Origin of the sequence: Streptomyces sp. NPDC058145 (genome assembly GCF_042884245.1) — a bacterium.
In the GTDB taxonomy this organism is placed as follows: Bacteria; Actinomycetota; Actinomycetes; order Streptomycetales; family Streptomycetaceae; genus Streptomyces.
The window spans coordinates 1-26,424 of record NZ_JBHVUH010000004.1 but is presented as its reverse complement, the minus strand read 5'-3'; the positions used below and the strand labels follow the sequence as shown (position 1 = coordinate 26,424).

Genomic DNA, 26,424 nt, shown 5'->3' with positions numbered 1-26,424 from the left:
GCCTACCGGGGCTCCGGTGGCCGCTGGCGGGGCATGTTCGGGCGGGCGCCGTTCGCGGGCGGCAGGGGATGCCGGCCCGTCGGGGCCGCCGACTCCGCCCGCATGCCGGACGCCACCGCCGTCTGGATGCCGAGCGGCGCCGCCCCCGTGCGGAACGCCACCATCCAGTCGGCCGTCTCCGTGCGCACCAGGTCCTGCACGTCCTCCGAGAAGCGCCGGAGCACCCCCAGACACCGCTCGGCGGCCTCGCTCGCCGTGCCCTCCGCGGGGCCCAGCACCTCCCGGACGCTCTCCGACGCCCAGTCGAACTGCAGCACCTGCAACCGCCGCTGCACGGCCTGCGCGGTGGCCACGTCCCTTATCCACCCGGAGGTGACCCCGAAGAACCGGTCGGCGCCGACGCAGGCCACCGCGAGCAGCAGTGCCAGATACCCCCAGGGCGCGACCCCGCCGACCACCCCGGTCATGTCCAGCAGGGGCAGCGCGGCCCCGAGGACCGCCCCGGTCGCCGCCCCGGCCCGCAGCGCCCGCGCGCCCCGCCGCTTCCACACCCGGTCCTCGAGGTACCAGGCAGCCGTGTGCAGTGCCCCCCGCTCCACCCACCGGTACAGCTCGTCGAGGCGTTCGGCGGGCTCTCCCCAGTCCCCGAGCGGGAAGGTCCGCCCGGTCAGATCGCCCGGCCTCGGTCCGGCCGGACCTTCGCCCCGCCCGTCCTGAGGCGGACCCTCGGGCTGCATCTCCGGCTGACCCACCCGGCACTCCCTACTGAACACGACACCGAACACGGCACTGCGCACCCCCGTCACACCGTGTGACATCGGATGCCGACGCGCGGCCCCCTTCCTACCGCCCAATGGGTGGCACGGACGTAGCTTTGCCGTCTTTTCCGCCCGGAAGAGGGCCTTGATCAGGTATAGAACTGCCGTCGTTATCACTCGAAAGAGTGGCGGGGCGATGGCCGGGCAGACCACGTAGGCTCGTGCACAGCGAACGACAACGCAGTGGACGAGGAACCAGGAGCTGATCGTGATTCCCGGTGGTGGCCAGCCCAACATGCAGCAGCTGCTCCAGCAGGCCCAGAAGATGCAGCAGGACCTCCAGCAGGCGCAGGAGGAACTGGCGAACACGGAGGTCGACGGGCAGGCGGGCGGCGGTCTGGTGCGGGCCACCGTCACCGGTTCCGGCGAGCTGCGGGCGCTCAAGATCGACCCGAAGGCGGTGGACCCCGAGGACACCGACACCCTCGCGGACCTGATCGTGGCGGCCGTGCAGGCGGCCAACGAGAACGCGCAGACGCTGCAGCAGCAGAAGCTCGGCCCGCTGGCCCAGGGCCTCGGCGGCGGCAGCGGCATCCCGGGTCTGCCCTTCTGATCCGCCGGCCGTTCCGGTGCCCGCCGCCTGAGCGAAACCCCCTCCGCCTTCCAAGGACAGGCGGCAGCCAACTACCGTACGTACCGAAAGGTCTCCAGGAAGGGCAGTCCGTTGTACGAAGGCGTGGTTCAGGACCTCATCGACGAGCTGGGGCGGTTGCCCGGCGTCGGTCCCAAGAGCGCGCAGCGGATCGCCTTCCACATCCTGCAGGCGGAGCCGGCCGACGTGAAGCGGCTCGCGCAGGCGCTCCTGGAGGTCAAGGCGAAGGTCCGCTTCTGCGCGGCCTGCGGCAACGTGGCGCAGGAGGAGCTGTGCAACATCTGCCGCGACCCGCGTCGCGACCTGTCCGTCATCTGTGTGGTGGAGGAGCCGAAGGACGTCGTCGCGATCGAGCGCACCCGTGAGTTCCGCGGCCGCTACCACGTCCTGGGCGGCGCGATCAGCCCGATCGAGGGTGTGGGCCCCGACGACCTGCGCATCAGGGAACTCCTGGCCCGGCTGGCGGACGGCACGGTCACCGAGCTGATCCTCGCCACCGACCCCAATCTCGAAGGCGAGGCGACGGCCACGTACCTCGCTCGCATGATCAAACCCATGGGCCTGAAGGTCACCCGCCTGGCCAGCGGCCTCCCGGTGGGCGGCGACCTGGAATACGCGGACGAGGTCACTCTCGGCCGCGCCTTCGAGGGGAGACGACTCCTAGATGTCTGACGCCACGCTGCACGACTCGACGCGGGACCCGGACGACTTCTCGGTCCAGATCGCGGACCAGGTCGAGAGCTTCCTGGTCGCCGTCACGGAGGTGGCGAGGGGGGACGAGCCCGGCTCGACCGTGCCCTTCCTTCTCCTGGAGATCTCCCAGCTCCTGCTGGCCGGCGGCCGTCTCGGCGCTCACGAGGACATCGTCCCGGAGGAGCGCTACGAGCCCGACCTCGGCCCCGAGGCGGACGTGGACACACTCCGTGAGAACCTGGCTCGTCTGCTGGACCCCGTCGACGTCTACTCCGAGGTCTTCGACCCCTACGAGCCCCGCAAGGCCTCCGTGCCGGCCCGGATCTCCGACGACATCGCCGGCATCATCGCCGACCTCCGCCACGGCATGGCCCACTACCGCTCGGGCCGCATCACGGAGGCCCTGTGGTGGTGGCAGTTCTCCTACTTCTCCAACTGGGGTCCCACCGCCTCCGCCGTTTTGCGCGCCCTCCAGTCCGTTCTCATCCACGTCCGCCTCGACCAGCCCCTCGAGGAGCTCGACGGCCTCGACACCGATCAGGGCATGGGCGACGAGACCCTGGAGTTCGAAGCGGGCCGTGTCATGGCCGAGGAGATCGGCGGCCCCCTCGGCATGGGCCCGGGCAAGTAGCCGTCGCGCTGTGACGCGGGGCACTTTGCGCGTGCTCCGCGCCCTGCTGGGCAGGTGCCGCTTGCGGGCGTCCGGTGTCTCACCATGCGGGAGCAGGGGGGCGGAAAACGGACGCTCGGTAAACTGAGCCGACATAAACGAACCGAGCGAGGAGCGCACGTGGGCCTTGTCGTGCAGAAGTACGGAGGCTCCTCCGTAGCCGATGCCGAGGGCATCAAGCGCGTCGCCAAGCGGATCGTGGAAGCGAAGAAGAACGGCAACCAGGTGGTTGTCGTCGTTTCCGCGATGGGCGACACGACGGACGAGCTGATCGATCTCGCCGAGCAGGTTTCACCGATGCCTGCCGGCCGGGAGTTCGACATGCTGCTGACCGCCGGTGAGCGCATCTCCATGGCGCTGCTGGCCATGGCGATCAAGAACCTGGGGCACGAGGCCCAGTCGTTCACCGGCAGCCAGGCAGGCGTCATCACCGACTCGGTCCACAACAAAGCCCGGATCATCGACGTCACGCCGGGGCGTATCCGCACCGCGCTGGACGAGGGCAACATCGCCATCGTCGCCGGGTTCCAGGGCGTCAGCCAGGACAAGAAGGACATCACCACGCTCGGCCGCGGTGGGTCCGACACCACGGCGGTGGCCCTGGCGGCCGCCCTCGACGCCGAGGTGTGCGAGATCTACACCGACGTCGACGGCGTGTTCACCGCCGACCCGCGCGTGGTGAAGAAGGCGAAGAAGATCGACTGGATCTCCTTCGAGGACATGCTGGAGCTCGCGGCCTCCGGTTCAAAGGTGCTGCTCCACCGGTGTGTGGAGTACGCCCGCCGCTACAACATCCCGATCCACGTCCGCTCCTCGTTCAGCGGGTTGCAGGGCACGTGGGTCAGCAGCGAGCCGATTCAGCAAGGGGACAAGAAGGTGGAGCAGGCCATCATCTCGGGCGTCGCGCACGACACCTCCGAAGCCAAGATCACGGTCGTCGGCGTCCCGGACAAGCCGGGCGAGGCCGCCGCGATCTTCCGGACCATCGCGGACGCCCAGATCAACATCGACATGGTCGTGCAGAACGTGTCCGCGGCCTCCACCGGTCTGACGGACATCTCCTTCACCCTGCCGAAGACCGAGGGCCGCAAGGCCATCGACGCCCTGGAGCGCAACAAGGGCGGCATCGGCTTCGACTCCCTGCGCTACGACGACCAGATCGGCAAGATCTCCCTGGTCGGCGCCGGTATGAAGACCAACCCGGGCGTCACGGCCTCGTTCTTCGAGGCGCTGAGCGACGCGGGCGTGAACATCGAGCTGATCTCGACCTCGGAGATCCGTATCTCGGTCGTCACCCGCAAGGACGACGTGCCGGAGGCCGTCCGCGCCGTCCACACCGCCTTCGGACTCGACTCCGACACCGACGAGGCCGTCGTCTACGGAGGCACCGGCCGATGACCGGCAAGCCGACGCTCGCGGTCGTGGGAGCGACCGGAGCCGTCGGCGCGGTCATGCTCCAGATCCTGTCCCAGCGCGCGGACGTCTGGGGCGAGATCCGTCTGATCGCCTCCCCGCGCTCGGCCGGCCGCAAGCTGGCCGTGCGGGGGGAGGAGGTCGAGGTGTCGGCCCTGACGGAGGACGCCTTCGCCGGGGTCGACGTGGCGATGTTCGACGTGCCCGACGAGGTCGCCGCCGAGTGGGCGCCGATCGCCGCCGCGCGCGGTGCGGTCGTCGTCGACAACTCAGGTGCCTTCCGGATGGACCCCGACGTCCCGCTCGTCGTGCCCGAGGTCAACGCGCACGCGGTGCGCAGCCGGCCCCGCGGGATCGTCGCCAACCCCAACTGCACCACCCTGTCGATGATCGTCGCCCTGGGGGCGCTGAACGCCGAGTTCGGGCTGCGCGAGCTGGTGGTGTCGTCGTACCAGGCGGTGAGCGGCGCCGGGCGGGCCGGGGTGGACACCCTGCGGGCCCAGTTGTCCCTGGTCGCCGGGACCGAGCTGGGCACCAAGCCGGGTGACGTACGGCGGGCCGTCGGGGACGGCACCGGGCCGTTCCCGGAGCCGGTCGCGCTCAACGTGGTCCCGTGGGCGGGGTCGCTGCGGGAGGACGGCTGGTCCTCGGAGGAGATGAAGGTGCGGGACGAGTCCCGCAAGATCCTCGGGCTGCCCGCGCTGCCGGTCGCCGTCACGTGTGTGCGGGTGCCGGTGATCACCACGCACTCCCTCACGGTCCACGCCCGCTTCCAGGGCGAGGTGACCGTCGACGGCGCCCGCGAGATCCTCGCCACCGCGCCCGGTGTGGTGCTGTGCGACGACCCGGCCGCCGGCGAGTTCCCCACGCCCGCCGACGTGGTGGGCACCGATCCCACCTGGGTGGGGCGGGTCCGGCGCGCGCTGGACGACCCGACCGCGCTGGAACTCTTCGTGTGCGGGGACAACCTGCGCAAGGGCGCCGCGCTGAACACCGCGCAGATCGCGGAGCTGATTGCGGCGGAGATCACAGGAGAGACTGTCACCCGCGGCTAGAACATTTGTAGGATCCATGTAAGAAATGTGCCGGGAGCATGGTCCAAACCACTTGATCCGCGCTCCCCGGCGACAGAGGATTTTCCTCCCCGTCCCTCGCAACCGTGCGGAGGGCGGGGAGCGTCTTTGCAGTGACCCTTGCGAGGCGTGGGCGTGAGGATCCCGGCGTGGGGACGCCGTGATCCTGGGTGCGGGGGACGCCCGTTCGAATGGGACATAAAGGAAGAGCGGGGCGCATGACGGCAGTTGAGGATCCGTCGGTTGTCGCACATGTGACGTCCGGCACGTACAACCCTTCTGGGGGGAAGCGTGTCCAACTGGCGTGGCAGAGGTACTCGAACTCAGTGCGGCCCGCGGCACCGCGGCCCTCCGACCGCCCCGTGCGGCGCTCCGGCCGCGCATGCCCGGCGGCATGCCGGTGATTGCGCCCATGCCCGCAGCGCGGCCCACCCGCATCCCCAGTCAGCGTGACGGCTCCGACGAGACCGCGGCCGCCGCGCCGGCCGCGGACACCGTGGCCGCCGGCACCACCGTCGACCACCTCACCGAGACCTACCGGGCGCACTACCGCTCGCTGCTCGGTCTCGCCGCGCTGCTCCTCGACGACACCGCCTCCTGCGAGGACGTCGTCCAGGAGGCGTTCATCCGCGTCCACTCGGCCCGCAAACGCGTCCGCGACCCCGAGAAGACCCTCGCCTACCTGCGGCAGACGGTCGTCAACCTGTCCCGCTCCGCCCTGCGCCGCCGCATCCTCGGCCTGAAGCTGCTCTCCAAGCCGATGCCGGACATGGCGAGCGCGGAGGAGGGCGCCTACGACCAGCTCGAGCGCCGCGACCTCATCAAGGCGATGAAGGGCCTGCAGCGCCGCCAGCGCGAGGTCCTGGTGCTGCGCTACTTCGCGGACATGACCGAGGCCCAGGTCGCCGAGACGCTCGGGATATCGCTGGGCTCGGTGAAGGCGTACGGCTCCCGGGGCATCGCCGCGCTGCGGGTGTCCATGGAGGCGTTGGCATGAGCGAGCACACGGAGCACGGCGACGAGGGCGTCCCGCACGAGGACCTCTCGCCCGAGAACCTCTCGCACGAGCGTCACGAACCCTACGCCTGGCACGAGCCGACGAAGGGTCACGAGCAAGAGCACCCGCAATCGCACGCTGGGAACGGAACTGTGAACCACGGCCCCGACGAAAAGGGCTCCCAGGAGCCCGGCACGGGCCTCGACGCGCTCGACGGGCCCGGCTCGGACGAGCAGGCCCTGCGCGGTCTGCTGCACTCGGTGGTCGACGACATCGAACCGCGCACCGGCACCCTCGACCACCTGCGCCGGGCGGTACCGGCCCGCCGGGCCCGCAAGCGCCAGGCCGCCGTCGGCATGGCCGCCGCGGCCCTGTTCATCGGCACCGCCATCCCCGCCCTCGTCCACGTCTCGAACTCCGGCGGCACCGACCCCAACACCGCCATGGCGGGCCAGTCCTCCGAGGCGCAGGGCGGCGCGAGCCAGGGGAAGGATCCGCAGGCCGGCACCGGCGGCACCGGCGGCTCCCGCGGCAGCACCCCCGGGCGGGACAAGGACAACGGCAAGACCGGTGAGCGGGGGACGACCGGCAGCGGCAACGGCTCCACCGGTGGCGCCGACCCGTCCGCCCCCACGGCCTCGGGCGCCGGGCTGTGCACGGCGGCCCAACTGAGCTCCGTCACCGGCAGCGCCGACGCCCCGGACTCGACGGGCGTCGTCTACGGCACCTTCCGCGTCACCAACACCTCGGGCGCCGCCTGCACCGTGACCGGCGGGGTCGTGGTCAGCGCGACGGCGCAGGGGGCGGCGGACCAGGCCAAGATCGGCGTCGTCCGGCATGTGGCCGGGGACGCGGCGGCCGCGCTGCCCGACCCCTCGCTCGAGGTCGCCAAGCTGGTCCTGCAGCCCGGCGGGGCCTACGAGGAACGGTTCGCTTTCGTACCCTCCGAGACCTGCCCCGCGAGTGGCGGCTCCACCTCCACCGGCGGCTCCGACGGCGGCGGAGACCCGTCGCCCGACCCGTCGCCCTCGCAGGACGCGAGCGCCGGCGGCGGCACGGACACCGGCGCCACATCGGGCACCACCACCCAGCTCGCCACCGAGGAGGGCACGGCCGACGGCAGCGTCCTCGTCGGCTACACCGGCGAGACGGGCTCCCCGTCGACGTCCACGACGGTGTCCAACGCGTGCGCGGGCACGGTGTACTACACCGGGGTGCTGGCGGCGTCGTAGCCCTCGGACGGCGGACGGGCCTCGGACGGCGGGCGGCGACCGGCAGGGAAGCCGCCCGCGGCCGCGGCGGTGTCAGACGGCGGTCGGAGCAGCGGAGTTCCCCTGCTCCTCGTCCTCCCGCTCCTGCTCCTGCACCAGACCGAGCGCCGCGTCCCGCTGGAACTCCACCTCGCGGCGCAGCAGCCGGAACCACATGAAGACCACGAAGCCCGCGAAGACGAACCACTCCCCGGTGTAGCCGAGGTTCTGGAAGGCCTTCAGGTCGAGACCGGTGCCGTCGGGCGCGGTCGCGGGCACGGCCTTCATCCCCGCGTCGGCCCGGTCGAGGGTGACCCAGGCGTCGTACAGCCGGTCCGGCACCAGGTTCACCAGCGTGGCGGAGCTGATCGCCGCCGTCTGCCCGGCGGGCAGCCCGCCCTGGGCGCCGGCGCCGTTGTCCCCCGGCGTCTCGGACGCCTGCAGCGCACCGGTCACGGTGACCTCGCCGCCCGGCGCGGCGGGCACCTTCGCCGCGTCCGCCGTGCCCGGCAGCCAGCCGCGCACCACGGGCAGGGACCGGCCGGAGTCGGTGCGCAGCAGCGTCAGCACGTAGAAGCCGCTCCTGCCGTCCAGCTCCCGGCCGGGCACCAGGAACTGCTTGCCGTACCGGCCGCTCGCGGTGACCCGCCGTCCCGAGGTGCTCTTGTCGACGGGCAGCATCGAGTCCAGGGGCCTGGCGGTCTCGTGCCGGTCCGACGCGGCCTGTCCGGTCGCGGTGCGGTGGTCCTGCACCCGCCCCTCGAACCGGCTCAGCTGCCAGGACCCCATGAAGACGCAGAACGGGATGGCGAGCAGCACGAAGACGTTGATGCCCCACCAGCGGGGAGTCAGCAGAAACCGGTACACGCCCACAACGGTACGGCGCCGGTGCGACCGGCCCGTCCCGGGGTCGGCCACCCGCGCGTGCGGACCTGTGTACGTACATGTGTGCGTATGCGTGTGCGGACGACGTGGGCATGATCGGGAAGTTGTCCACAGGCTGGGTGCACCGTCAGCGGATTGTCGGTCGGGCCAGGCACTATGGGCTCATGACTGGGGCGATGAGTGAGAGCAGGACGCCGGACACACCGGACATGCCGGACTGGGAGAAGCGCTTCCGGGCGCCGCGGGTCTCGCTGCCCGACTGGGCCGAGGACGCGCCGGACCGCTCCCTGTTCGTGTCGAACGCGACGGGCACGTACGAGCTGTACGCCTGGGACCGGACGACGGGCGGGCAGCGGCAGGCCACGGACCGGCCGAACGGCACGACGGACGGCGTGCTCGCCCCGGACGGCGCGTGGATCTGGTGGTTCGACGACAAGGACGGCGACGAGTTCGGCGTCTGGCGCCGCCAGCCGTTCACGGGCGGCGCGGACGAGACGGCCGTCCCCGGCCTCGAACCCTCCTACCCGGCCGGTCTGGCCCTGGCCCGGGACGGCCGTACGGCGGTGGTCGGCCGCTCCACGGACGACGAGGGCACGACCATCCACCTCGCCCGCGAGGGTGAGGCCACGGTGGAGATCTACCGCCACCGCGAGTCGGCCGGCGTCGGCGACCTCTCCCACGACGGCACGCTGATCGCCATCGAGCACACCGAGCACGGCGACGCGATGCACGCGGCCCTGCGCGTGCTGCGCCCGGACGGCACGACCGTCGCCGAACTGGACGACACCAAGGGCGGCACCGAGGAGCTCGGCCTCGAAGTCCTGGGCTTCGCCCCCGTGGACGGCGACACCCGGCTGCTCATCGGCCACCAGCGCCGGGGCCGCTGGGAGCCCCTGGTGTGGGACGTGGCGGCGGGAACGGAGACGGACCTCTGCCTCGACCTGCCCGGCGACGTGAGCGCCGAGTGGTACCCGGACGGCACCGCCCTGCTCGTCGTCCACAGCTACGAGGCCCGCAGCGAGCTGTTCCGCTACGACCTGGCCGCCGGCGAGCTGACCCGCATCCCCACCCCGCCCGGCATGGTCTCCGGGGCCACGGCCCGGCCCGACGGCAGCGTGGAGTACCTGTGGTCGTCGGCCGCCGAGCCGCCCGCGGTGCGCTCCACCTCCGGCCGCGTCGTCCTGGACCCGCCCGGCATGAAGTGCCCGCCGTCGGTGCCGGTGGAGGACGCCTGGGTGGAGGGTCCCGGCGGCCGCATCCACGCCCTGATCCAGAAGCCGGCGGGCGCGACGGGTCCGCTCCCCACGGTCTTCGACCTGCACGGCGGCCCGACCTGGCACGACAGCGACGCCTTCGCCGCGGGCCCGGCCGCCTGGGTGGACCAGGGGTACGCCGTGATCCGCGTCAACTACCGGGGCTCCACCGGCTACGGCCGCGCCTGGACGGACGCCCTGAAGCACCGGGTCGGCCTGATCGAGCTGGAGGACGTGGCCGCCGTGCGCGACTGGGCGGTCTCCTCCGGCCTCGCCGACCCGGCCCGCCTGGTCCTCACCGGCGGCTCCTGGGGCGGCTACCTCACCCTCCTCGGCCTCGGCACCCAGCCGGAGGCGTGGGCGGTGGGCATCGCGGTGGTGCCGGTCGCGGACTACGTCACGGCGTACCACGACGAGATGGAAGCCCTGAAGGCCATGGACCGCACCCTGCTGGGCGGCACCCCGGAGGAGGTCCCGGACCGCTTCGAGGCGTCCTCCCCGCTGACCTACGTCGACCAGGTCAAGGCCCCGGTGTACATCTCGGCGGGCGTCAACGACCCCCGCTGCCCCATCCGCCAGATCGACAACTACGTCCAGCGCCTCCAGGCCCGCGACGCGCTCCACGAGGTCTACCGCTACGACGCGGGCCACGGCTCCCTGGTGGTCGACGAACGGATCAAGCAGGTAAGCCTGGAACTGGCCTTCGCCAACCGCCACCTGAACGACGCTTAGCCTCATGTACCCCGGCCGGGTCCGGGCCCTTCACAACCGACCGACCACCCACCCACCCACCCACCCGCCTCGGCTGAACCGACCGGCCCTCTACGCTCCGGCCGGGTCCGGGCCCTTCACAACCGACCGGGACGGGTGGGTGTGGGGTGCGCTCAACCCAACTCCGCCAGCCCCCGGCGGGTAGCGGCAACGACGACCCGATCACCAGCCCGCAACGCGTACTCCGGGCCCACATCGGCCTGCCCCTCCACCGCCAGCACCCGCCACGCCCCGGCCCGGAACGCCGCCCTCACCGTCCGCCCCTCCAACTCCGGATGCCCGGCCACCGACACCGAGGCGAACAGCAACACCCTCCGCTCCACCGGCAGAGCCCCGAGCACCTGCCGCCCCAGCATCGCCCCCGCGAACGCGGGCGCCGAGAGGTGCGACACACTCCGGCTCCGCGTCGGGGCACCGGGATGCGCGGCCCGCAGCGTCCGGTACACCGCCGTGGCGAAGTCGTCGTCGTACAGCCGCAGCACCACCCGCAGATCCGGCCGCACCGACCGGGCGTACAGCGCGGCCTCCAGATTGGTCGTGTCCGCGCTGGTCACCGCGAGCAGCGCGTACGCCCGGTGGATCTTGGCGGCCTCCAGCACCCCTTCCTGCGTCACATCCCCCAGCACCACCGGCACCCGCAGCCGCCGGGCCGTCGCCAGTCCTCGCGCCTCCGGGTCGGCCTCCACGCACACCACCGGGATGTTCAGCTCCCGCAGCCGCGTCAGCACCCGCGTACCGATCTTCCCCAGCCCCAGCAGCACCACATGCCCCCCGAGCCCGCGCGGCGGCTTTCGCAGCGCGGAGGCGCTCCGGAAGGTGCCCAGCGCCTCGAGAACGGCCGCCAGCAATACCGGCAGAAGCAGCAACCCGGCAAGCCCCGAGAGGAGTTGAAGAACCTGCCGCCCGAGCGACTGCCCGATCGCGGGATCGTCGATGGCGAACAGATCCAGCAGCGTCAGATAGAAGGCCTGCAAGGCACCGATGTCGGTGACCACCCACAGCGCGACGGCGAGCGCGACCACACACGCCACCATTCCGGCCAGCGACCACCGCAGCCGCCGCGAGAAGAGGGAGGCGAGTGGCGGTACGACCCCGCCCCCCACGCCGACACCCCGCCCCGCCGCGTCCGGTGCGGCCCCGCCGACGGCCGACACCTGCTCCAGCACCAGGGCGGACCGCCCGCGGGCAAGCCGCACCTCGTCGTCGTCCGGCAGCAACCGGGGCTCCTGCTCCCCACCGTGCCCACTCCCGTCGGCCCGGCCCGTTCCCCCGGGTCCGCCGCCGTTCGCGGAGAGCAGGGCCAGCGTGCACAGCCCCTGGTCAGAGAGCTGTCCGTCGCGTGCCGGCGGCCGTTCGACGGACCGCAGCAGCAGTCCACCGGTCTGTACGACCTTGGTGGTGCCGGCGACGGCGGCCGCGGCCAGCGCGGGCGCGGCGGTGTCGGCGTCGGACAGCACGGTCGTGGAGGCGTCCGGCCCGCCGTCGGGTCCCTCGCCGGAGGCCAACGTCGCCGCCTGGTCGAGGAGTTCCTCGATGTGCTGGCCCAGCCGCCGGTTGTACAGCCGCAGGACGAGCCGGAGGCGGGGGTTGAGCCGGCGGGCGGTCAGCGCGGCCCGGATGTTGGTCTCGTCGTCGTCGTACACGAGCGCCAGCGCGGCGGCCCGCTCCACCCCGGCCTCGGCGAGTACGGCCTCGGTGACATCGACGGCCTCCAACACCCGTACGCCGTCGACGCTTTGCGCACCCACACCGGCCCCGGCGAGCCCATTGCTGCTGCCGCCGCTGCCGGTCCGTCCGACGGCGGCGCTGACCATCCGGTCGAGCAGCGCGGCCGAGGCGGCACGCGCCCGTCCGACCACCGGGGGCCGGGTCAGGCGCTCGCTCGGCGGCACGACGAGGGTGACCTGCTCGCCGTGGACGGTGCGCAACTCGGCGGTCAGCCGGTGCGCGAGACCGTCGTCACCGCACACCACCATCGCCGCCGTCCCGGCGCCGGGCCCACCTTGGTTCGGAACGCTCGCCACGAGGAAGAAGACTGCCGCACGCCGATAGGTGGTTCCAGCAACCGGGTGAACTCAGGGTCAGCCGAGGCACACCACGAGCAGGCAGAGCTGGGAGGGCGAGGTGGCCGCCGGCGAGGGGCTCGTCCGGGACGTGCCCGAGCCGGTACCCCCGCCGTTCGTGGGCGTCGACGTGGCCGGCGCCTGAGCCGCCGAACCGGTGCTCCCGGAAGCGGACCCGGAACCAGAGCCGGACTCGGCCCCGGACCCGGAAGCAGACCCGGACACCGAGCCGACGGTCTGCGTCACGGCCCGGGTCACCGCCGGAAGCGGTGAGGCGGCGGCGTCCGGCCGGTTCGGCGCGGTGGTCCGCGTCCCGGCGGCCATGGTGTGCCGGCCCTGCCCGTCGGGCGCGGAGCGACGGGTGTCGGCGTGTGCGGGCGCCGCCGGGGTGTGCGCCGGGCGCGAAGCCCGATGGCGGCCGGTGGGCGGTGTCGCGTCGGGTTGGGACTCGGCGGAGGTCTGCCGCTCCGCGATGCCCATGCTGTGGTTGTCGGCTGCCGAGGCCGCCTGGGCCCGGTCGCCGGACTGCCGGTCCATGGATGCCATTGTGAGCCCGCCGCCGACGATCGCGAAGGCGGTCGCGACCGCCGCCCGGCGCTTGTTCTTCTTCCAGCGCGCGAGCTGCCGGCGCCGGGCCGCCCGCCCCTGCGACGCGGCAGGACGAACCGCCACCTCGCCGGACGGCTGGAACCGGGGCGCCCCGCCCGCACCGGCCGGCACGGGCTCTTCGTCGGCGTCCACGGAGTCGTCGTACCAGTCACCGGTGCCGAACGCGTCGAACGGATGCGTCTCCGCCCCCGCCGTCGGTATGCCCGGCGTCGCACCGGGGGTGCTCACCGCCACCGGCGGAGCGATGTCGGGGGCGTAGGCGCCGCACCCGGGACACACCAGGGCGCCGTTCAGATGCCGACGGCACGAGGAGCAGTAGTCCATTTACGGTCTTCCTGAGTCGGCGGCGCCTGCGGCCACGGCCGGGGCCTGTTCACGTTCTTACGGGAGATCGAACGGCAAAGGTAACGAGGCATTCCGCAGACTGTGTGCGGCCTGTGTGGCGCTCCTGCACACATTTCCTGCGGATCCATGACCGACTCGGGATCGCCGGTTTCAGCACCCCGCCTGCGCAAAGTGACCCAGGTCACAACTGTTGCAGTCACATCTCTCCGGCCCACTCCGTCAATGAGGTGTAGCCAACAGCAACCGCACTGGAGGACGTCATGGACGCTCGCTTGAACCTCTTCGGAAACCCGGTCGCCGGCAAGTTCTTCCGTTACATCAACTCGGCCGGGAAGGTCCTGTCGGACTCGACGCTGCCGCTCGCGACGCAGGAACTGGTGAAGCTGCGCGCCAGCCAGATCAACGGCTGCGGCTTCTGCACCGACATGCACAGCAAGGACGCCGCGCACGCGGGGGAGACCGCGATCCGCCTCAACCTGGTCGCCGCCTGGAGGGAGGCGAAGGTCTTCACGGACGCCGAGCGCGCCGCCCTGGAACTGGTGGAGCAGGGCACCCGCATCGCCGACGCGGCCGGCGGCGTCAGCGACGAGGCCTGGGCCGACGCCGCCAAGCACTACGACGAGGACCAGCTCGGCGCCCTGGTCTGCCTGATCGCCCTGATCAACGCCTACAACCGCATGAACGTCATCGTCCAGCAGCCGGCCGGCGACTACGAGCCGGGCATGTTCGGCTGAGGAGGACACCGACGGCGCCCGCGCACGCACCCGGCCGACGGGCTCAGCAGGCCCTGCTCAGGAGGACCCCGGGCCGACAGTCGCGGCAGTGGCCGGGGGTCGGGGCGCGGAAGGCGCGGTCGCAGCCGTCGCAGTTCTGGAGCGGCGAGGCGGCTGGGCGTGCCACCGGGTGCGACGGCTCGGGCGGGGCGGGCAGGGGTGTCTCGCGGAGACGGAAGGCGAGGATGTGGGCCGGGCGCGCCCGCAGACTGCCGGGGAGTCCTGCCGTGAGCAGCCCGGTGATCTGAGCGGAGTCCAGCCCCGTCGCCAGCCACTCGGCGACGGCCGGGGCGAGCCGCGCGGCCTCCCGCCCCGAGAGCACCAGCCGCGGATCGACCCGGCGCAGCGCGGCGAGCACGGCGATCGCCCGCGGATCGGCGTCCGCGAGCGGGGCCGGATCCGGTGCCTCGCTCTCGGCCTCGGGGTCAGCCGGCGGGGCCGGTGACCGCTGCTCGGCCGGGGCGGGCGTGGGCTCGGCCCGCGCCGGTGCGGGGCGCGACCGGACCGGCCGCCGATGCGGCTTCGGCGGCCCGGGCGGCCCGGGCGGCCCATCGGGGCCCGGATCACCGCCGGGAACGTCGTACAGGTACGTCCGGGTGCGGATCTGCCCGGAGGACAGCCGCTCGCGCCGCCGCTCCAGATAGCCGGCCGCTTCGAGCTCCCTCAGTGCCCGCGAGATCAGGATCTCGCCCTCGGTGAAGTGCTCGCACAGGGCGGCGATGCTCACGGGGGAGCCGTCGGGCAGGGAGAGGATGTAGGCCGCGACGCCGATCGTGACCGCGCTCCCGCGCCGCTGCGCGAGGGCGTTGGAGAGCACGGTGAAGTCGGCGGCGAGCCGGGTGCGTACGTGGATCACGCCGGAGGTCGGAGCTCCGGCGTCGGCGCGCAGGCGCGCGTTAGACTGCGAGTCAGCCATCGGGAAGGTATCGCTTCCTGATCGGTCAGGCCCTCGATCGGGATGCCAGTCCCGGCCGGGGGCCGTATCTGTTTGCGGTTGTTGCCGTGAACGTAACCGTCCGTATCCCGCCCCTGCAAGCTGGTCACTCGGACGGGTGACATGGCAGGGAGGGTGGGTGGGCGGGTGGTTCTTTCCCCCGGTTCTTTCCGGAGAACGGCGGCCCGCCGGACCCTCGCTGACAAGGACCCGGCGGCCCCGGAGAACGGCCTCCGACCGGAATCCGGCGCACTCAGCCCCGGCGCCGACCGGCCTTCAACTCACCTATGAACGCTGCCCAGGAGCCGACCTCGAAGGTCAGAGCGGGCCCATGCGGAACCTTGCTGTCACGGACCGGGACGATGCCGGGGACTCCGTCCGCGACCTCGACGCAGTTGCCGCCCTCCTGATTGCTGTGACTGCTCCTGCGCCACTCGGCGCCGTTCAGTTCGGGACGGAACCTTCGCTCCACGGTGGCTGCCCTCCATCACGGATCGGATCATGTCGAGCGACATGAGCGGGGGCAGGGCTGCTGCCCGTAACCGATCGTAGGTGAGTGCGAACCGGCTCACCTCGGCTGGATCCTCGATGAGTTGGCCATAGTGCGCGCCTTCCGTGTAGGCCACTTCCGAGCTGTCGGGCAGCACGAGAATCGTCAGCGAGCCGCCCATCGCGTCGTGCGCGCCCTGGTCGAACGGCAGTACCTGCAGGGTGATGTGAGGTTCCGCCGCGGCTTCGAGCAGTCGCTCCAACTGCTCACGCATCACCGCACTGCCCCCGACCGGCCGCCTCAGCACCGCCTCGTCAAGGACGACCCACAACGCAGGCCGATCCACTGAGTCAAGCCGCTCCTGGCGTCCCAGGCGGGCGGTCAGCCTCTCCTCCAACTGCGCCTCGCTGCTCAACGTCAGGCCGACGCTCAAGACGGCTCGCGCGTACTCCTCGGTCTGAAGCAGACCCGGCACCACATGCGCCGCGTACTCGCCGACGGACACCGCCCGCTCCGAGTGGGCCATGAACGCCCTCGACCAGTCCGGAAACGCCTCCCGGTAGACGTAGGGCCACAGCTCGACCAACAGATTGTCCGCGCCCAGCGCAGCGTCCAGCGCTCGCGCCAGCTCCAGTGTCGGCTTCGCCCCGGAGGCCCGTTCGATCTGCGTGATGCGGGTGCTCACCACATGCGTCTTCGCGCCCAGTTCGGCCTGGGTCAGCCCGGCCGCCGTACGGAGTCTGCGTACCCGTGCGCCGAAGAGCGCCGCCATCGACGTACTGGGGTCGATTCCGTTGGCCAAGGCGTCACTTCCGTTCCTTACGAGCCGAAAGGTAAGGCTGCGTCCCCTTCCGAGCGTAGGGCCGCCCGGCCAACCTTGAGTACGGAACGTGACGACTCGCGTACGGCGCGGGGCGTCCGACGGCTCGACTGGCAAGGACGGACACGGCGTGCTGACAGGAACGACCACCTCGGCCGAGGACCCGCGGCTCGTGCTCACGGCGCAGTTCGCGTCGACACCCCGCGGCGCGCGTCTCGCCCGGCGCATGAGCGTGCGGCGCTTGGAGGAGTGGGGGTATCCGCCGGCCTCGGACACGTCGTGCGCGGTCGCCCTCGTCGTCGGCGAACTCACCGCGAACGCCGTCCAGCACGGCCGCGTCATGGGCCACGACTTCCGGCTCCGTCTCGACCTCGACGAGGCTTCGGCCCTGGTGCGGATCGAGGTGTCCGACGCCGCCACCGCGAAACGACCGCCTTCCGCCCCGCCTTCCTCGTACCCGGAGGGCGAGTCGGGCCGCGGCCTGCTCCTCGTGGACGTCCTGGCCGCACGCTGGGGCTGGACACCCCGTCATCCCATGGGCAAGACGGTCTGGGCGGAGGTGTCGACGTAGTCCATGTCCCCACGGTGTACCGCCCATGACATATGGGGCAGCGGCCGGGAGACAGGGTGTGACGGCTGACCGGCGGCGTTCCCGGCGCGGGCAGGCCGAGTTGAGGCGCAGGTCCTGTCGGCGCTGCGGGAGGCGTGCGGGCCCGCGACGGCCGGCCGGGTGCAGGAGCGCCTTGGGCGGGGACTTCGCCTGTACGACGGTGGTCACGATCCTCACCCGGCTGCTGGCCAGGGCGCGGTCACGAGGGAGCGGGCGGGCCGGTCGGTCCTGCGCCTGGACGCCCGTCTCGGACGAGGCGGACCTGGCCGCGCGGAAGATGCGCACGGTGCTGGACGCCAAGAGCGACCGGCAGGCCGTACTGGCGTCCTCCGCCTCAGGGCCGAGCCGTCAGAGGTCGAACTCGTGCGGCGGCAGATCCAGCGCGTAGCACGCCTCCCGCACGACGGCCTGCTCGTCCTTGTCGAAGTCGCCGTCGGCACCGCCGATGACGATGCCGATCTGGATCACCGCCCGGGCCTCGGCGGGCTTCTTCTTCGCCTTGGCGATCTCCTGCATGACGCTGACCTTGCCGAAGGCGAAGTCGGCGGTGAGCTTGTTCAGGTTCTCCTCGAAGCGCCGGCGCAGATCGTCGGCGGGGAAGTTCTGCAGCACCTCGTTGGTACCGATGAGCTGGGCCACGCGCTGCCGCTCGGAGGGATCGACGGTCCCGTCGGCAGCCGCGACCAGCGCGCACATGGCCATGCTCGCGTCGCGGAAGGCACCGCTCTTGAGGTCGTTCTTCTTCGCCACCAACTGGGTCTGCATCTGAGACGCGGACTCCTTGACGCGATCCCACAGGGCCATGCCAACCAACTCCACATGCGGTAGACGGCGTTGCGGCCACCAAAAGGGCGACCGCATCTTCTACGGCAACGTGGAAACCAGCGGCGGGGTTCCCGTCACCCGGCAGGTCAGGCTTCCTGACTGCTCAGGTCGCGTCGCAGAACCGTACGGGCCGCGCGGGTCGCGTCGCCGTGTGCCTCTCTGGCGGCGTGATAGTCGGCGGATGTGATGCCGCGGCCCGAGGCGAGTACCTCGCGGACCTCGCGCAGCGAGTGGTACGACGCGTCGATCGCCGTGGCCACGTCCTCGGTCGCCGTGAGTATCAGCCGCTCCCGGGCCTCATCGCACCCGGACGCCTGGAACGCCTGCCTGATCCTGGTACCCCTGACCTGAGGGCTCGCGTGGTTCTCATCCGCGGCCAGCCGCATGGCCTCGTGCGCCCGGCGGAAGGCGACGAGACAGTCCACGTACGCGGTCTGCCGGTCTCGCAGCCTCGTCTCCCTGCTGGCGCGCCGCCACCGCACGTGCTCGCCGGCCAGCGTGGCCCCTACGCCGAGCACGGCCCCCATCCCGGTCCCCACCAGACTCCCCCACTCCACATCGGCGATCGTGCCACACGGACGGCGGAACTGGTCGCGCTCCGCGACCACTTCCGCCGGTGTCAGCTCCGGCAACCGCATCCCGACGCCGACTTGGCCTCGGCCACGCCGAGAGCCGGGTCGACAGCCGTCTCGGCGTGCGTGCAGCAGGAGTTGACGCCGCAACAGGTGCTGGCCGACGTGGCGGTACCGGCGGCCGCCTCGGAGTGCACCGGCTTGCGGGCGCGGACGATGGCGGAGTGCATGCCGTCGGCGACCGCGTGGGTCGGGGTGATCTCGATGTCCGCGAAGCCGGCGGCCTCCAGACCCGCCCGGTACTCGGCGAAGGAGAGCGCGCCCGCGATGCAGCCGACGTAGTCGCCGCGCTCGGCCCGCTGGAGCGGGGTGAGGGTGTCGTCGGCGACGACGTCGGAGATGCCGAGTCGGCCGCCGGGTCGCAGCACGCGGAAGGTCTCGGCGAAGACGGCGGGTTTGTCGACGGACAGGTTGATCACGCAGTTGGAGATGACCACGTCGATGGTGCCCGCGGGCAGCGGGACGGCCTCGATGGTGCCCTTGAGGAACTCCACGTTGGTGGCGCCCGCCTTCTCGGCGTTGGCCAGGGCCAGGGCCAGCATCTCCTCGGTCATGTCCAGCCCGTACGCCTTGCCGGCCGGGCCGACGCGGCGCGCGGAGAGCAGGACGTCGATGCCGCCGCCGGAGCCGAGGTCGAGGACGCGCTCGCCGTCGCGGAGCTCGGCGACCGCGGCCGGATTGCCGCAGCCGAGGGAGGCGGCGACGGCCTCGGCGGGAAGAGCGTCCCGCTCGTCGGCGGCGTAGAGGGTGGAGCCGAAGTTCTCGTCGACCTCGACCGGCTGCGGGCCGCAACAACCGGTCCCGCCCTCGGTGACCTTCGCGGCCGCGTCCGCGTATCGCCGGCGGACGGTTTCCCGCAGCTCGGTGGACTGCTCGCGCATGGCTTCCTCCATGACTTCGGAACGGCCTGTATCGATGCTTTTCGATACAACCTTGCGCCCTGATTCGAGAAACGTCAACATAGAGGCATGTCGAAACAAGAGCTTGAGGTGATCGGGCAGGACGCCGGCTGCTGCCAGGGCGTGGCGTCCGCGCCGTTGGAGGCGTCGGTGATGTCGGTCCAGTCCTGACGGCAGGTGCTGCGTCCGCCGTGCTCGGCTGCTTGTTCGTAGGAGCACGATCGGCCCGGCGCCCGGCACCGGGAAGCCACGGGCAGAGTGACGGCCGCCCACGGGGAACAGGGTCCAGGGGCGGCCGTCTCAGGCTGCGGCTCCGCTTCAGTCCTCCGGCCGAAGCCGGCGAATCACTCGGAGCGATCGATCCTCAGACGCGCCCGAAGAACATGCTGCCGGGAGCGTCCGGGTCGTTCGACAGGAAGTGCTCACGGATCGCGCGGATGAACTCCTGGCGCGAGATGGCGCCGTCCCCGTCGGTGTCCAGCTTGGTGAACGAGTCCATCGCGTCGGGCGCGTCGCTCTTCCACACGTCCCGCAGGAAGCGCGCGAACTCGTCCTTGCTGATCTCGTTGTCCCCGTCGACGTCGATGACGTCGAAGATCGCGTGGCCGCCGCCCTCGGTCACGTTGAGCCGGCTGGTGTCGATGACCGCGAGACGGTTGGCGGTGACGAACTGGTCCTTCGTCAGCCGGTCCCCGTCCACGCCCGCGTGCCGCAGCAGCTCCAGCCAGTAGATCTGGCAGAAGACCTGGATCGCCCTGGCCCGGCGGTCGTTCTTGTCGAGCCTGTAGGCCTGGATGTAGCGGTCGGCGAGTTTCTGGTAGTCCGTCCAGTCCAGATACCCGTCGTGGTTGACGTCCACGGCATCGAAGCTGCGCTCGAGCTTGGTGGTGATGACGTCCTGCATCGTCGTGGTCATGGGCGATCCTCTCCGTGATCTTGTTTCGTGCCTCGCGACCTTCCCAGAGTGGAACAAATGGTCGTAAATCGACAGCGGGTGCCGCATATGTCACCCGAATGGCGAGTGTGGGCGCTGAAACGGGCGAGCGACGTGGTGAACCCTTGACGGGGCGACTCTTACGAGGTCGAGCCCCCTCTGGCTGGTACCGCCGGAGATCGTCGCGTGCGTGAGGCGGCAAGCACGCACACTGGATCTCCTCATCCTCGAAACCCCCTCCTCAATTGTCACAGGCATGCCATACGCTGCCTCCAGCAGCCGCGCCCCGCGCGTCACCGCAGTCAAGCGGTCATGTCCGGGCGCTGCGCGGCGCACTCGTCTCCCCGGTCGCGCACCGGGTTTCCTCGTGGGGGTAACAGCACTGTGCGTATGCGCAGCATCTCGACCGCGACAGCTCTCGCGGTCCTCTTCGGCTCGGCGGCGCTGAGCGTCGGCGTGGCCGGCACCGCCTCGGCGGCTTCGGCCGCCCGTGTCACCTCGCCCGGCGGCCTCGCGGTGGACGGTGCCGTCAAGCGGGTGTTCGTCGGCGACAGCACCGAGGGCACCGTCGCGGCCACCGACTACTCCGGTACGGTCCTCGGTTCGGTCGGCGGAGTCACCGGCGTCAGCGACCTCGCGGTCTCGGACGACGGGTCGACCGTGTACGCGGCGGCGCCGCAGATCCACGAGATCTGGGCCATCGACGCGAGCACCCTCGCCGTGCAGGCCCGCTACACCGTCTCCACCAACGACGGCCCGGTCCATGTCGCCTTCAGCGGCGGCAAGGTGTGGTTCTCCTACGGCGACCAGTGGGACGGCGACCTCGGCTCCGTCGATCCGACGGTGGACCCGGCGAGCGGCACCGACCCGGTGACGCTGGGGCAGTTCCCGTTGAAGGTCTGGGGCCAGGCCCTGCTGGACACCGACCCTAACCAGCCGGGCATCCTCGCCGTCGGCGAGACCGGGCTGTCCACGGACTCGATGGGCGTGCTCGACGTCTCCAGTGGCAAGCCCACCCTGATCGCCTGGCACCACGGCGACTACTCGCTGAACGACGGCATCGGGGACATCGACCTCGTGCCCGGCGGCAAGCAGGTGCTGGTCAACGGCAAGAACCGGGACGCCTACGCGGACGGCAGGTTCACGGCCGCCGGCTCCTACCCCGGCGGCCGGCTCGCCGACATCGCCTCCAACGGCCTCCTCGCCCAGGTCAGCGGCACCAAGGTCCTCACGTATCAGCCCAGCGCCACCCTGCCGCTGCACACCTACGACCAGGGCAGCACCTCCCGCACGGTCGACCTCGCCTGGGCGCCGGACGACTCCCGGGTCTTCGCGCTGGTCGGCACGGGCACCGAGAGCGGCGGTTACACCCTCAAGGCCCTCACCGACCCCGCGCTGAACAGCCCGACCCTGACGGTCAAGGCCCCGGCGACCGCGACCCGTGCCAAGGCGCTCACCGTCACCGGCAAGCTGACCGCGTCGGTCCCGCTGCCGGCCGGCGTGAAGCTCCAGGTCACCCGCACCGACCTGGACTCCCCGAGCGGCAAGGCACTGCCCGCCGTCACGGTGAAGTCGGACGGCACGTACTCCTTCTCCGACACCCCGCCCGCCGGCGGCACGGTCACCTACAAGGTGACGTACACGGGCGACGCCGCGCACTCAGCGGTCACCGCGGCCGACAAGGTCGACGTCTCCCGCGCCTCGACCTCGCTGAGCCTGAACAACAACGGCAAGGTGTACGCCTACGGCGCCGACGTGAAGTTCACGGCGCACCTCGGTACGACGTACAAGAACCGCACGGTCGAGATCTGGGCCAATCCCTACGGCGGCGACAAGCCCAACAAGCTGCTCAGGACCGGCAAGGTCGACTCCCACGGCAACATCTCCGCGACGGTCGACATGACCCGCGACACCGACGTCACCGCGGTCTTCAAGGGCGACGCCCGCTACAAGCCGAAGACGGTCAAGTCCACGGGCTACGCCAAGGTGAAGAACGCCACCGTGGTGTCGAAGCACTACAAGAAGGCCAAGATCGGCTCGACGACGTACTACTGGTTTCACAAGAACAGCGCCCCGGTGATCACCACGACCATGTCGTACTACCCGGGCCGCAAGGAGCGCGTCGACCTGCAGGTCTACTACCAGGGCGAGTGGTACTCCACGGAGGGCAGCTCGCAGTACTTCAAGCTCGCCTCGAACGGCAAGTGCGCCGTGAACCTGGGCGCCCCCGGCCAGTCCGGCCTCAAGGCCCGCGTGCGCTCGTCGTACCTCAACGGCTCCTCGGGCGACACCGTCAACACGACGACGTACGGCTCCTGGAAGTACCTGTACTTCTCCAACTAGCCGTCGGATCACCGACGAAGGCCACCGCCCGGGGCGTGAACGCCCAGCGGTGGCCTTTCGGTGAACTCGACGCCGGACCGGTCGAGGCCGACTTCCAGCGAAAGCCCGGGGGTCTCTAGGAGGCGGTACGGCTGTCGGCTTCGGCCTGGGCGATGGCTTCGGCTTCGCTCTCGGCCAGCTCGAGTGCGACACCGAACGCATGCGCTATGTGGCCTGCGGCCGACATGACGCGTGCTGTCCCGACGACGGGGGCGATGGCGACGAGAAGGTCTTGCAGCTGCTCGACGGTGAAATCGGCCTTGACCGCGGGGTTGATGTGGGCCAGGTAGGAGATCGCTGGTGCGTCCATGGCCACGAGTGCTGCGATGCGGGAAAGGATGAGTGTCCGCTCGTCCATGTGGCAGTGCTCGATGGAGTCGATCGTCATGGCGGCGATCGTGTCGAGTACCGGAGTCTCAGGTGCAGTAGCCATGGTCGGCCTGCCTCCTCGCGATGTAGGGAATTGAGATATCACCCGCCAAGCGGGAATCCCCCCTGCACAACCGGAGGTTGCCACTAAAGCGTAGGCACGCCTGGCTGGTGGCGCGCGTCGAGCCGGACGGCTGGATCGAGCGTCGACTGCGGTCAGGTATCCCGTGTCTTCCTCCCGATCTCGGAAGCGCTCGGGGACGAGGTGCTCCAAGCGGTTCGTCGGCGCCGTCCGGCACGCGTCCGGCACGCGCTCCGGACACTGCCCCTGCCCGAGAAAGGTGCTGGTGACATCAGGCCGCCGTGGAGGCAGGGCGAACCGGTTGCAGGTATCGAAGCGGCGGCAGAGCATGAAGTAGGGCGTTTCACTTCGACAGCGACGCCCGGTCTCACGCGAACCCTGGCTGCGGCCCGGAAAGGGGCCGGGTCACACCTTCTTGACGACGATGGTGTCCGGCACCAGTTTCTCCAGGTCGTCGACGTCCGAGGTGAAGACGGTGACCAGCCCTTTCTGCTGTCGCGCGATGACGGCCAGCACGGCGTCGATCGCGTACTTGTGGCCGTGCAGCTTGGCATCAGTCAGGAGGCGGCGGGCCTGGCGGGCCTCGTCCTTCCCGATGTCGGCGACCTTGAGCCGGGAAAGCACCCAGTCCCAACGCTGCTCGGTGGTTCTGCCGTCGTACGCCTCGACCAGCGTCATCGGGGACGTCACCACCTCGGCTTCTCCTCGCGCAGCGAGGTCGAGCCAGGCGATCATCTTCCGGTCGCCACGCACCGCAAGGGACAGGGCTTCACAGTCCAGCACGAAGACACGGAGCGGCCGCTGTCCCCGCTCACCGGCTCGCTTCTTCACGCAGCCTCTCCGGCGTTGTGCTTTTCGGCGGTTCGACGCCGCTCGTGTTCGGTGTCGAGTTCCTCCAGCTCGTCGAGGGCTGCCGCATGCTCGTCCTCAGTGACGGGGCCGTGTTCTTCCTGCAACCAGCCGACCAGTTCCTGGAGCCGGTCCCGGTCACGCTTGAAGCGCAACGCCTCGGCGACGTACGCCGACAGGCCCCGCTCTGCCGCCTCCGCGCGGATCTCGTCCAGGAGATCCTCGGGAATCGTCACAGTCACCTTCTTTGTCGCCATACAAGAGACCATACTCTTGGTGTCACGCTCCTTACCAGTGGGCGCGGTCGACGATTCGACGGTCAGGCGGCCGGGGCGGGCGTGGGCTGCCGTGAAAGACCTGGCTGGTGTGCCAGGAGCAGTGGGACGGTGCGACGGGACGGGCACCCGGTTGCCGCCCGATGATCGGGCGGCCGGCGAGCGCTACGACGTGCTCGCGGGCGGCAGGACTGTGGCCGACGAAACCTGACCGGAACCGCCTCCATGGGCATGGCGTTCGCCAAGCTGCCCAGCGGTGCCACCCTTGAGAACCAGACCCTATGGGGCTCGATCGGCTGGGCCACCCCCGCCGCGGTCGGCGCGGCCGTCGCCGCCCAGGACGCCCAGCGGGTCATCCTGATCACCGGCGAGGGTACTACGCCGTCGACGCCGCCATCTGGCTGACGAGCCTGCAGGCGGTGGTCACGGCGATGGCCACGGATGGTTGGACAACAGTTTCACCAAGGCCGCGTCGCGATCGCCGTTCGTGACGCGGCAGGACCCGTCGTGTGTTGCGGATCGTCACAGGAGTCGATCACCGCCGGCGACGCAAGATCAACCGCGCAGACCGCAGCCTGGCCGGAAGCGTGCGGCTGCCGCGTTCACCATCAGCTCTGCTCGACGGGGAGATGAATGGGTCCTCGCAGGATGGGGCTTTGCCGGTACGGCGGTGGGTCGGCCACCAGCCTGGGTCGGTCGAGACGGCGTACGAGTTCGGTCAGCGCGATCTGGGTCTCCAGCCGGGCCATCGGACCGCCGAAGCACAGGTGGATGCCGCTGCCGAAGCCGAGGTGCTGGTTGTCCCGCCGGTCGGGGTCGAAGCGGTCGGGCTCGTGGAAGCGGTCCGGGTCGCGGCTGCCCGAGGCCAGCATGAGCATGATCTGCGAGCCCTTGGGGATGACGGTGTCGGCGACGGTGATGTCGCTGTACGCCGCCCGCCACGGAATGATGTGCACGGGCGGCTCGTAGCGCAGCAGTTCCTCCACCAGCGGGACGACGAGGCCCGGGTCGTCACGCAGTCGCTGCAGCACCTGTGGGTGACGCAGCAGTGTCAGCATGCCGTTGGTGATGAGGTTGACGGTGGTCTCGTGGCCGGCGATCAGCAACAGGTGGGCGGTGGAGACGATCTCCTCGTCGGTCATCCGCCCGTCAGGACCGTCGTCGTTGGCCAGCCGTGTCAGCAGGTCGTCGCCCGGTTGCCCGTGGCGTTGCTCCAGCAGTCCGCCGAGGTAGTGACGCATGTCCTTACGGGCCCGCAGCCCGTTTTCCAGTTTTTCCTTCGGGTCGGTCTTCGGGTTGTAGTCGATCGAGTTGACGAGGGCGTCCACCCACAGATGGAATCGCGGTTCGTCCTCGCGTGGCACGCCGAGCAGGTGGCAGATCACGGTGACGGGGAACGGGTAGGCGAAGTCGTCGACGACGTCGATCTGCTCCTTGCCCGCAAAGCCCTCGACCAGACTGTTGACGACGGCGGTCATATCGCCTTCCATACCGGCCACCAGCCCGGGGGCGTGCGGGGGGCCGAAGTGACGCATCGCCATGCGCCGGAGGCGGTCGTGCTCCGGCGGATCGAGGTTGATGAACGCCGGCGTGGCCTCCCCCTCGTGCGTGGGCATCGGATGCGCCAGATTGCGGACGTCGGAGCTGAGGTGCGGATTGTGCAGCAGGTCCGCGATCTCGCGGTAGGTGCTGACGACGTAGCTGCCGTCCTCCTGCTGGGCCACCGGCGTCTCGCGCAGTTCGGCGTACAGGGGGTACGGGTCGGGCCGGGAGGAGTAGTCGAGGATCCGGTGCAGCGTGTCGGGCCTCTGAGTCGTGGTCATCTCGCTGTCCCTCCTACCGGTGGTGCTGGTACGCGGCCGTGACGCGGCGTTCGCCCGGGTCGTGACCGGTGACGACCACGGTGGCGCCCTGGGCGAGTAGTTGGGGGCCGGGGAAGTCGACGGGTACGGGCTTCATGTCGACGGGCTGGTCGGGTGTGGGGCTGGGCGGCGGGAAGGGCGCGGCCGTCTCGATCAGTCGGCGGTAGTGGTCGAGCCACTTCGCGTTGTTGAAGCTCACCGCCGCGGTGACGCGGCCCCGGTAGCCGTATGCGGCCACGAAGCGGTGGTCGGCCAC

27 protein-coding genes and 3 pseudogenes are annotated in these 26,424 nt (G+C 70.9%); 13 read left to right on the top strand and 17 right to left on the bottom strand.

What is annotated here, in order from left to right; translation table 11 throughout:
* Positions 1–2: 2 nt before the first annotated feature.
* On the bottom strand, positions 3–752 hold the full coding sequence (locus ACFVVO_RS10095; RefSeq protein WP_390053441.1) for an SLATT domain-containing protein: 750 nt from the start codon (positions 750–752) through the stop codon (positions 3–5).
* Between the two features lie 274 nt (positions 753–1,026).
* On the opposite strand from ACFVVO_RS10095, the gene ACFVVO_RS10090 reads away from it, so the two are divergent.
* The 7 genes from ACFVVO_RS10090 (at position 1,027) to ACFVVO_RS10060 (ending at position 7,488) form a co-directional block, all read left to right on the top strand.
* Entirely contained in the window at positions 1,027–1,371 is a 345-nt protein-coding gene (locus tag ACFVVO_RS10090; protein WP_390053439.1) for a YbaB/EbfC family nucleoid-associated protein, read from the top strand.
* A 111-nt stretch (positions 1,372–1,482) separates the two neighbouring features.
* Positions 1,483–2,082 carry a recombination mediator RecR gene (gene recR / locus ACFVVO_RS10085; protein WP_390053437.1) on the top strand — a complete coding sequence of 200 codons (600 nt, stop codon included), beginning with the start codon at positions 1,483–1,485 and terminating at the stop codon, positions 2,080–2,082.
* Positions 2,075–2,734, top strand: a complete 660-nt coding sequence (locus ACFVVO_RS10080; protein WP_390053436.1) for a DUF5063 domain-containing protein — start codon at positions 2,075–2,077, stop codon at positions 2,732–2,734. Before recR ends, ACFVVO_RS10080 begins: the two co-directional genes overlap by 8 nt.
* Positions 2,735–2,893: 159 nt before the next feature.
* Positions 2,894–4,171, top strand: coding sequence for an aspartate kinase (locus ACFVVO_RS10075; RefSeq protein ID WP_390053434.1), 1,278 nt, complete (start codon positions 2,894–2,896; stop codon positions 4,169–4,171).
* Positions 4,168–5,241 (top strand): aspartate-semialdehyde dehydrogenase, encoded by a 1,074-nt coding sequence (locus tag ACFVVO_RS10070; RefSeq protein WP_390053433.1) that lies wholly within the window; start codon positions 4,168–4,170, stop codon positions 5,239–5,241. Before ACFVVO_RS10075 ends, ACFVVO_RS10070 begins: the two co-directional genes overlap by 4 nt.
* 322 nt (positions 5,242–5,563) lie before the next feature.
* Entirely contained in the window at positions 5,564–6,256 is a 693-nt protein-coding gene (locus ACFVVO_RS10065) for a SigE family RNA polymerase sigma factor (RefSeq protein ID WP_390053432.1), read from the top strand.
* Entirely contained in the window at positions 6,253–7,488 is a 1,236-nt protein-coding gene (locus ACFVVO_RS10060) for a hypothetical protein (RefSeq protein ID WP_390053431.1), read from the top strand. Before ACFVVO_RS10065 ends, ACFVVO_RS10060 begins: the two co-directional genes overlap by 4 nt.
* A 72-nt stretch (positions 7,489–7,560) precedes the next feature.
* Here the strand turns inward: ACFVVO_RS10060 and ACFVVO_RS10055 are convergent, their stop codons facing one another.
* A complete protein-coding gene (locus tag ACFVVO_RS10055) occupies positions 7,561–8,373 on the bottom strand; it encodes an SURF1 family protein (RefSeq protein WP_390053429.1) in 813 nt (270 codons plus the stop codon).
* A 194-nt stretch (positions 8,374–8,567) separates the two neighbouring features.
* Between ACFVVO_RS10055 and ACFVVO_RS10050 the strand changes: the two genes are divergently transcribed.
* Complete coding sequence (locus ACFVVO_RS10050) at positions 8,568–10,376, top strand: prolyl oligopeptidase family serine peptidase (protein WP_390053427.1); 1,809 nt, start codon at positions 8,568–8,570, stop codon at positions 10,374–10,376.
* A gap of 152 nt (positions 10,377–10,528) precedes the next feature.
* On the opposite strand, the gene ACFVVO_RS10045 is transcribed toward ACFVVO_RS10050, so the two are convergent.
* The gene (locus tag ACFVVO_RS10045; protein ID WP_390054108.1) at positions 10,529–12,391 is read right to left on the bottom strand and encodes an NAD-binding protein; all 1,863 of its coding nucleotides are present in this window, start codon (positions 12,389–12,391) and stop codon (positions 10,529–10,531) included.
* Between the two features lie 105 nt (positions 12,392–12,496).
* Entirely contained in the window at positions 12,497–13,411 is a 915-nt protein-coding gene (locus ACFVVO_RS10040) for a hypothetical protein (protein ID WP_390053425.1), read from the bottom strand.
* A 281-nt stretch (positions 13,412–13,692) separates the two neighbouring features.
* Between ACFVVO_RS10040 and ACFVVO_RS10035 the strand changes: the two genes are divergently transcribed.
* Positions 13,693–14,166: a carboxymuconolactone decarboxylase family protein gene (locus tag ACFVVO_RS10035; RefSeq protein ID WP_390053423.1), complete on the top strand. Its 474-nt coding sequence runs from the start codon at positions 13,693–13,695 to the stop codon at positions 14,164–14,166.
* A gap of 43 nt (positions 14,167–14,209) precedes the next feature.
* On the opposite strand, the gene ACFVVO_RS10030 is transcribed toward ACFVVO_RS10035, so the two are convergent.
* The 3 genes and pseudogenes from ACFVVO_RS10030 to ACFVVO_RS10020 all read right to left on the bottom strand — a co-directional run bounded on the left by ACFVVO_RS10030 (position 14,210) and on the right by ACFVVO_RS10020 (position 16,401).
* Entirely contained in the window at positions 14,210–15,121 is a 912-nt protein-coding gene (locus ACFVVO_RS10030) for a hypothetical protein (protein ID WP_390053421.1), read from the bottom strand.
* A gap of 271 nt (positions 15,122–15,392) precedes the next feature.
* Positions 15,393–15,518: pseudogene (locus ACFVVO_RS10025) on the bottom strand (DUF397 domain-containing protein); the annotation flags it as partial.
* A complete protein-coding gene (locus tag ACFVVO_RS10020; protein WP_390054107.1) occupies positions 15,487–16,401 on the bottom strand; it encodes a Scr1 family TA system antitoxin-like transcriptional regulator in 915 nt (304 codons plus the stop codon). The pseudogene ACFVVO_RS10025 and the gene ACFVVO_RS10020, both read right to left, overlap by 32 nt.
* 178 nt (positions 16,402–16,579) lie before the next feature.
* Between ACFVVO_RS10020 and ACFVVO_RS10015 the strand changes: the two genes are divergently transcribed.
* Complete coding sequence (locus ACFVVO_RS10015; RefSeq protein WP_390053420.1) at positions 16,580–17,020, top strand: ATP-binding protein; 441 nt, start codon at positions 16,580–16,582, stop codon at positions 17,018–17,020.
* A 25-nt stretch (positions 17,021–17,045) separates the two neighbouring features.
* Positions 17,046–17,447, top strand: a complete 402-nt coding sequence (locus ACFVVO_RS10010) for a BlaI/MecI/CopY family transcriptional regulator (RefSeq protein ID WP_390053418.1) — start codon at positions 17,046–17,048, stop codon at positions 17,445–17,447.
* Here ACFVVO_RS10010 and ACFVVO_RS10005 read toward each other — a convergent pair.
* From ACFVVO_RS10005 to ACFVVO_RS09990, 4 genes are all read right to left on the bottom strand, one after another.
* The gene (locus tag ACFVVO_RS10005) at positions 17,408–17,863 is read right to left on the bottom strand and encodes a tellurite resistance TerB family protein (protein ID WP_390053416.1); all 456 of its coding nucleotides are present in this window, start codon (positions 17,861–17,863) and stop codon (positions 17,408–17,410) included. The two genes, ACFVVO_RS10010 and ACFVVO_RS10005, sit on opposite strands and share 40 nt — an antisense overlap.
* 107 nt (positions 17,864–17,970) lie before the next feature.
* Entirely contained in the window at positions 17,971–18,441 is a 471-nt protein-coding gene (locus ACFVVO_RS10000; protein WP_390053414.1) for a hypothetical protein, read from the bottom strand.
* Positions 18,442–18,503: 62 nt separating this feature from the next.
* A complete protein-coding gene (gene arsM / locus ACFVVO_RS09995; protein WP_390053412.1) occupies positions 18,504–19,397 on the bottom strand; it encodes an arsenite methyltransferase in 894 nt (297 codons plus the stop codon).
* A gap of 382 nt (positions 19,398–19,779) precedes the next feature.
* Positions 19,780–20,331, bottom strand: a complete 552-nt coding sequence (locus ACFVVO_RS09990; RefSeq protein WP_390053411.1) for an EF-hand domain-containing protein — start codon at positions 20,329–20,331, stop codon at positions 19,780–19,782.
* Between the two features lie 408 nt (positions 20,332–20,739).
* Here ACFVVO_RS09990 and ACFVVO_RS09985 point away from each other — a divergent pair, with 408 nt between their 5' ends.
* Positions 20,740–22,692 carry a YncE family protein gene (locus tag ACFVVO_RS09985; RefSeq protein ID WP_390053409.1) on the top strand — a complete coding sequence of 651 codons (1,953 nt, stop codon included), beginning with the start codon at positions 20,740–20,742 and terminating at the stop codon, positions 22,690–22,692.
* 115 nt (positions 22,693–22,807) lie between these two features.
* Here the strand turns inward: ACFVVO_RS09985 and ACFVVO_RS09980 are convergent, their stop codons facing one another.
* From ACFVVO_RS09980 to ACFVVO_RS09965, 4 genes and pseudogenes are all read right to left on the bottom strand, one after another.
* A complete protein-coding gene (locus tag ACFVVO_RS09980; RefSeq protein WP_390053407.1) occupies positions 22,808–23,164 on the bottom strand; it encodes a carboxymuconolactone decarboxylase in 357 nt (118 codons plus the stop codon).
* A 423-nt stretch (positions 23,165–23,587) separates the two neighbouring features.
* Entirely contained in the window at positions 23,588–24,013 is a 426-nt protein-coding gene (locus ACFVVO_RS09975; RefSeq protein ID WP_390053405.1) for a hypothetical protein, read from the bottom strand.
* Positions 24,010–24,288 carry a CopG family transcriptional regulator gene (locus ACFVVO_RS09970; protein WP_390053403.1) on the bottom strand — a complete coding sequence of 93 codons (279 nt, stop codon included), beginning with the start codon at positions 24,286–24,288 and terminating at the stop codon, positions 24,010–24,012. Before ACFVVO_RS09970 ends, ACFVVO_RS09975 begins: the two co-directional genes overlap by 4 nt.
* A 31-nt stretch (positions 24,289–24,319) precedes the next feature.
* A pseudogene (locus tag ACFVVO_RS09965) lies at positions 24,320–24,511 on the bottom strand (hypothetical protein); the annotation flags it as partial.
* A 20-nt stretch (positions 24,512–24,531) separates the two neighbouring features.
* Here ACFVVO_RS09965 and ACFVVO_RS09960 point away from each other — a divergent pair.
* A complete protein-coding gene (locus ACFVVO_RS09960) occupies positions 24,532–24,711 on the top strand; it encodes a thiamine pyrophosphate-dependent enzyme (protein WP_390053401.1) in 180 nt (59 codons plus the stop codon).
* Between the two features lie 203 nt (positions 24,712–24,914).
* Here ACFVVO_RS09960 and ACFVVO_RS09955 read toward each other — a convergent pair whose 3' ends face one another.
* Complete coding sequence (locus ACFVVO_RS09955) at positions 24,915–26,129, bottom strand: cytochrome P450 (protein ID WP_390053399.1); 1,215 nt, start codon at positions 26,127–26,129, stop codon at positions 24,915–24,917.
* Between the two features lie 13 nt (positions 26,130–26,142).
* Positions 26,143–26,424: pseudogene (locus tag ACFVVO_RS09950) on the bottom strand (FAD-dependent oxidoreductase); the annotation flags it as partial.